Origin of the sequence: Mesorhizobium sp. M7A.F.Ca.ET.027.02.1.1 (assembly GCF_004022985.1) — a bacterium.
GTDB lineage: Bacteria > Pseudomonadota > Alphaproteobacteria > Rhizobiales > Rhizobiaceae > Mesorhizobium.
Window position 1 is genome coordinate 1 of record NZ_RZOL01000401.1, and the last position, 5,552, is coordinate 5,552.

6 protein-coding genes and 1 pseudogene are annotated in these 5,552 nt (G+C 63.6%); 5 read left to right on the plus strand and 2 right to left on the minus strand.

All coding sequences use genetic code 11. From position 1 onward, the window contains the following. From EN749_RS29585 to EN749_RS29595, 3 genes are all read left to right on the plus strand, one after another. The coding region (locus EN749_RS29585; RefSeq protein WP_145991050.1) for a protease modulator HflC at positions 1 to 941 on the plus strand (941 nt) is incomplete at its 5' end. A 6-nt stretch (positions 942 to 947) separates the two neighbouring features. Further along, on the plus strand, positions 948 to 1,136 hold the full coding sequence (locus tag EN749_RS29590; RefSeq protein WP_023813072.1) for a DUF2065 domain-containing protein: 189 nt from the start codon (positions 948 to 950) through the stop codon (positions 1,134 to 1,136). A 127-nt stretch (positions 1,137 to 1,263) separates the two neighbouring features. Then, positions 1,264 to 2,781, plus strand: coding sequence for a DegQ family serine endoprotease (locus EN749_RS29595; protein WP_127271780.1), 1,518 nt, complete (start codon positions 1,264 to 1,266; stop codon positions 2,779 to 2,781). A 48-nt stretch (positions 2,782 to 2,829) separates the two neighbouring features. On the opposite strand, the gene EN749_RS29600 is transcribed toward EN749_RS29595, so the two are convergent. Next, a complete protein-coding gene (locus tag EN749_RS29600; protein WP_128364484.1) occupies positions 2,830 to 3,402 on the minus strand; it encodes a GNAT family N-acetyltransferase in 573 nt (190 codons plus the stop codon). After that, positions 3,399 to 4,286 (minus strand): phosphoserine phosphatase SerB, encoded by an 888-nt coding sequence (serB, locus tag EN749_RS29605; protein ID WP_128364485.1) that lies wholly within the window; start codon positions 4,284 to 4,286, stop codon positions 3,399 to 3,401. The genes EN749_RS29600 and serB overlap by 4 nt, the downstream gene beginning before the upstream one ends. Here serB and miaA point away from each other — a divergent pair. Both miaA and EN749_RS29615 read left to right on the plus strand, forming a co-directional pair. Then, a complete protein-coding gene (miaA, locus tag EN749_RS29610; protein WP_128364486.1) occupies positions 4,276 to 5,244 on the plus strand; it encodes a tRNA (adenosine(37)-N6)-dimethylallyltransferase MiaA in 969 nt (322 codons plus the stop codon). The two genes, serB and miaA, sit on opposite strands and share 11 nt — an antisense overlap. A gap of 105 nt (positions 5,245 to 5,349) precedes the next feature. Beyond that, positions 5,350 to 5,552 (plus strand): annotated as a pseudogene (locus tag EN749_RS29615) (GGDEF domain-containing protein); the annotation flags it as partial.

Consider the following 5,552-nt stretch of genomic DNA (forward strand, 5'->3'; position numbering starts at 1 on the left):
TCGCAGCAGCGGTTATCCTGTTCCTGCTCTATTCGTCGGTCTTCGTGGTCAATGCGCGCCAGCAGGCGCTGGTGCTCAGGTTCGGCGAGATCGTCGACGTCAAGAGCGAACCCGGCATCTACTTCAAGGCGCCGTTCTCGTTCTTCGACGCCGACACCGTGCAACTGATCGAGAACCGGGTGCTGCGCTTCGACCTCGACAACATCCGCGTCCAGGTGTCAGGCGGCAAGTTCTATGAGGTCGACGCCTTCATCGCCTACCGCATCTCGGATCCGCGGGTCTTCCGCTCCACCGTGTCGGGTCAGATCGAACTGGCAGAAGCCCGGCTCAGGACGCGTCTCGACGCTGCCTTGCGCCGTGTCTACGGTCTGCGTGATTTCGAGGCCGCACTTTCCGAACAGCGCACCGTGATGATGCGCGAAGTCCGCGACCAGCTCAGGCCCGACGCCACCTCGCTCGGCCTGCAGATCGAGGATGTCCGTATCCGCCGCACGGATCTCACGGCCGAAGTCTCGCAGCAGACCTTCGACCGCATGAAGGCGGAACGCCTGGCGGAAGCTGCGCGGCTGAGGGCGCGCGGCAATGAAGCGGCACAGCGCATCACCGCCCGCGCCGATCGCGAAGTGGTCGAGATCGTCGCCGAAGCGCAGAAAGAGTCGGAAATCCTGCGCGGCGAGGGCGAAGCCCAGCGCAGCGCCACCTTCGCGGGAGCCTATCAGCGCGATCCGGCCTTCTTCGACTTCTACCGGTCGATGAATGCCTATGGCACGGCGCTGGACAACACCGGAACGACGATGGTGCTGTCGCCGAACTCGGAGTTCTTCCGCTTCTTCCGCAATCCCGACGGCAGCGAGGGGCCGGCAAAGCCGGCTTCGCCTGCGCCAAACGCTCCGGCGACGGCACCCGCCGCGCCGGCGGCACAGCCCAGCACCGGCCAGTAGCGGCCGGTGCAGGATTTTCTTGCCGCCATGGGCCTGGTCCTTGTCATAGAGGGTCTGGTCTATGGCGGTTTTCCCGGCCTGGCCAGGAAACTTGCCACCGAAGTGCTGTCGCTGCCCGAGAACGCGCTGCGGATCGCCGGACTGGCGGCGATCGTGATCGGCGTCGGCATCGTCTGGCTGGTACGGGGCGCATGACGGCGGCGATGATTTATCCTCCGCCGATAGTCATAGCCGCAAACGTGCCGTATTTTTTGCCAACATGGCGTGACGCGGCGTTTTCGTCGAAGCGCTTTTCTTTTCAAGTATACCGGGAGGCTTCTCGATGACATCCAATACAATTCTGTGCGCGGCTCGGCGGACATTCATCGCCGGCGCGGCGGCACTTCTTGTCAGCGCCGTCGCTGTCCCGTCCTTCGTGACGCCGACGTTTGCCGCCGATGGACCCGCTTCGGTCGCCGATCTGGCGCAAGGCCTGCTCGGCGCGGTGGTCAACATATCGACCTCGCAAACGGTCAAGGGCACCGAAGGCCCGGGCGCCGTGCCGATGCCGCAATTGCCCGAGGGGTCGCCCTTCCAGGATTTCTTCGACGATTTCTTCAAGAACCGCGGCGGTGACAAGGACAACGGCTCGCAGAAGGTGCAGTCGCTGGGCTCCGGCTTCGTCATCGATGCCGAGCAAGGCATCGTCGTCACCAACAACCATGTCATTGCCGATGCCGACGACATCGAGGTCAATTTCTCCGATGGTGTCACCTTGAAGGCGACGCTGGTCGGCACCGACACCAAGACCGATGTCGCCGTGCTCAAGGTCGATCCGAAAGGCCACAAGCTGACGGCGGTGAAGTTCGGCGATTCCACCAAGATGCGCGTCGGCGACTGGGTGATGGCGATCGGCAATCCGTTCGGCCTCGGCGGCACGGTGACGGTCGGCATCGTCTCTGCCCGCAACCGCGACATCAATTCCGGCCCCTATGATGACTTCATCCAGACCGATGCCGCGATCAACCGCGGCAATTCCGGCGGACCGCTGTTCAACAGCGCCGGCGAAGTCATCGGCATCAACACGGCGATCATTTCGCCTTCCGGCGGTTCGATCGGCATCGGCTTTTCCATCCCCGCCCAGCTCGCGTCCGGCGTCGTCGACCAGTTGCGCCAGTTCGGCGAGACGCGGCGCGGCTGGCTGGGCGTGCGCATCCAGCCGGTGACCGACGACATCGCCGAAAGCCTCGGCATGGCGACCGCCAGGGGCGCGCTGGTCGCCGGCGTGATCAAGGGCGGCCCGGTCGACAATGGCACCATCCAGGCGGGCGATGTCGTCATCAAGTTCGACGGCAAGGACATCCATGAGATGCGCGATCTGCCGCGCGTCGTCGCCGAAAGCCCGGTTGGCAAGGCGGTCGATGTGCTCATCGTGCGCAAGGGTGTCGAGCAGACCGTGAAAGTGACGCTCGGCCGGCTCGAGGACGGCGAGAAGCTCGCCAGCAGCGAGGAGGGCAGCAACACCGATCAGGACAAGGGCGACAAGGCTCCGGCCGTTTCCACTGCTTCGGTGCTCGGCATGACGGTCGGCGAACTGAACGACGAGACACGCAAGAAGTTCAGCATTGCGGCCGATGTTTCGGGCGTCGTCATCACCGACGTCACCAAGGACTCGGCAGCCGCCGAACGCGGCATCCAGCCCGGCGAGGTGATCACCGAGATCGCACAGGAATCGGTCGCCACGCCCAAGGACGTCATGGACCGGATCGGCGCCTTGAAGGAACAGGGACGCAAGAATGCGCTCTTGATGCTGGCGTCGAAGACCGGCGAGCTCAGGTTCGTGACGATCCGGATGGACTGAGAGATCCGGAAGATCCGACAACACGACAGCACTGAAAGAAAAGGGCGGCTAGCGAGCCGCCCTTTTTCTTGCCTGCCAGTCCTGGCGCGGCAGTCTGTAGAGGACATGCCGTTTGAGATGCGGATGGCTGTCGGGAATGCTGGGGTGGTCGAAATCGCCGGACGGATCAGCGATCATGCCGAGGCGTTGCATGACGGCGGTGGAGCGGCGGTTGGCCGCGACGGCGAATGACACGATTTCATCGAGGCCAAGCGTCTCGAACCCGTAGGCCAGCCACGCTTCGGCTGCCTCGGTGACATAGCCCTTGCCCCAGAATTCAGGTGCCAGTCGCCAGCCGATCTCGATGGTGCCAGCTGGCAGGGATGGCACATGATCGGTGTCGAGGAGACCGATGAAGCCGATGCATTCACCGGTGGCGGTGATCTCGGCGGCAGCAAAACCGTATCCGTCCTCCGCGGTCCAGGCCCGGAGCTCGTCCATCTTGGCATCCGCCTCGGCGCGGTCGCGGCGGAACGGAAAGAACTCCATCACCCGGTCGTCGGAGTTTATGCGGTGGAACAGGTCGCGGTCGCGATCCTCCCAGTTGCGCAGGATCAGGCGCTCGGTGCGCATTGGTTTCATTGCACAAACTCCTCCTGCCTGTAGCCTTGCACATAAAGCAGCGCGGTCAGGTCGCCATGATCGATGCGGACCTTGGCCTGTGCCGCCACCGTCGGTTTGGCGTGGAGCGCGACACCGGTACCGGCAAGGCGGATCATGTCGAGATCATTGGCGCCGTCACCGACGGCGATGGCGTCGGCGGGCGTCAGACCAAGGCGCGCTGAAATTTCGATCAGCGCGTCGGCCTTGGCGGCGCGGCCGAGGATCGGTTCGCCGACCAGCCCGGTGAAGCGGCCGTCCTGCTCGAGCAGGCGATTGGCGCGGTTCTCCTGGAAACCGAGCATGGCGGCGATGCGCGTCGTGAAGACCTCGAAGCCGCCAGACACGAGTGCCGTCCAGGCGCCGTTGGCGCGCATGGTCCGGACCAGAACACGGCCGCCCGCTGCCAGCGTCAGGCGATTGGCGACGATGCGATCGACCACGGCGGCGTCGAGGCCCTTGAGCAACGCCACCCGTTCACGCAAAGCCGGTTCGAAGGCGATCTCACCATTCATGGATCGCGCGGTGATGGCCGCAACATGATCCTTGACGCCGATCTCGTCGGCCAGCTCGTCGATGCATTCCTGGTCGATCATGGTTGAATCCATGTCGGCGATCAGGATTTTCTTGCGGCGGGTTTCCGCCTGCTGGACGATCACGTCGACGGCCTCGCTGGCAAGTGCCGTGCGCAAGACGGCACTCGTGACGGCGTCGTCGGCTGCCTCAGGCAGGACGAGATCGCAGGCAATACCTTCGGCCAGCCAGACAACAGCGCTTGCGCCGACCGACCGTGAGGCCATATTCGCAAGCGACAGCGACAAAGCGCGCTCAGCGGGACGGGAAACAAGCGTGGCGATGAGCGGCATGAAACATTCCGGCGGGCAGGCGGGCAAGGGCCGCGTGAAGAACGCGATCCTGATAGCTGGGCCGACCGCCAGCGGCAAGTCGGCGCTTGCGCTCGATCTGGCCGAGCGCAGGGGGGGCGTGATCGTCAATACCGATTCCATGCAGGGCTATTCGGTGCTCGACGTGCTGACTGCCCGGCCGGAGGCGGCCGACCTCGCCCGCGCACCGCATTATCTTTATGGCCATGTCCACCCGGCCACCGCCTATTCCACCGGCGCCTGGCTGCGCGACGTGATGAAGCTGATCGAGGACGGCATATTCTCCGAACGGCCAGTGATTTTTGTCGGCGGCACCGGGCTCTACTTTCGCGCGCTGGCCGAGGGCATTTCGGAAATGCCCGACATTCCGCAGCGGGTCCGCGACCGCTGGCGCTATGAGTTGAAGGAGCAGGGCGCCGTCAAGCTGCACAGCCTGCTGCTGCGCGAGGATTCGGCGGCGGCCATGATGCTCAAGCCAACCGACAGCCAGCGCGTCGTGCGGGCATTGGAGGTTCTCGATGCGTCTGGCCGTTCGATCCTGGAATGGCAGGCAGAACGCGGCCAGCCGCTCATCGACAGGGAAAGCGCACGTTTCTTCGTGATCGAGCCGGATCGGGCGGCGTTGGTCGCTCGGATCGACAAACGCTTCGACCGGATGCTGGACAAGGGCGCGCTGGACGAGGTCAAGCGGCTTGCAGCACTTGGCCTCGATCCCGAATTGCCGGCGATGAAAGCGATCGGCGTTCGCGAACTGCAGGCAGCGATGGCCGGAGAGATTGGCTTTCCCGAGGCAATCGAACGCGCCAAGATCGCGACCAGGCAATATTCCAAGCGGCAAACCACCTGGTTCAGGCATCAATTGGGGCCGGAATGGCTGAGATTGCGCCCCGGTGATGATCTGGAAACCACGATCTCAGCGCTTGCTTCCGATACAACCTGAAAAGGTTACATGCAAGGAAAGGTTCCCGTGGTGGTTGTCCAAATTAACCCTCCGTAAGCCCGCCCATGCCATAAGATCAGTGGGCACTTTTCCAACGGGGAGCAGATGCGTTTCCACAAGGCGGAATCAGCATTTTTCGTCTTTATATTCGTGATCCTGGCCGCCGGCCTGGTGACGCTGCATGCTTACGGACTTCTGCAATCCTTCGCCGACGAGTTGCATACGGCTTCGGGTCTGGACAAGGTCATCTATCTCAACAAGCTCTTGTTCGCGACCGGCGTGCTCCTGGCCACCGCGCTGTTCTTCGG